The 339-nt window shown below is 47.8% G+C and carries 1 protein-coding gene; it reads left to right on the top strand.

Features of this window, described 5'->3' with window-relative positions; genetic code table 11:
- Window positions 1-339: lectin-like domain-containing protein (locus WEIDD23_RS13920; RefSeq protein ID WP_197458910.1), on the top strand; the 339-nt coding region annotated here is incomplete at both ends.

Genomic DNA, 339 nt, shown 5'->3' with positions numbered 1-339 from the left:
GGGACTAATCAAGATCATGTTGGCAACGCTGGCAGTCTCGCTGACTAGTTATGCGGCACCGGCGTTGGCGGCAACTGTCACCGTCCAAGATTTACAAACGGCAACTAAAATTGGTGAGCCGGCTGCCAATTACGCTGGTGTCGATGAAATGACGAACGCTTTCTTGCCAGGTGGGACGAGTTCTGGCTTTACGAATGGTTGGGCGCAACTGACCAACGGGGGTTCTAATCAATATGGGTCAGCGAGTTTTAAGTATCAGATTGATATGACATCATCGTTTAATTTCAAAGGCGGTTTTAAAACGAGTTCTGGTGGTAATAGTATTTTTGGTCAAGCCGG

It is taken from the genome of Weissella sp. DD23 (assembly GCF_001579105.1).
Taxonomy (GTDB): domain Bacteria; phylum Bacillota; class Bacilli; order Lactobacillales; family Lactobacillaceae; genus Weissella; species Weissella cibaria.
Note: the sequence above shows the minus strand (reverse complement) of the source record. Positions and strands in the feature narration are given on the sequence as shown.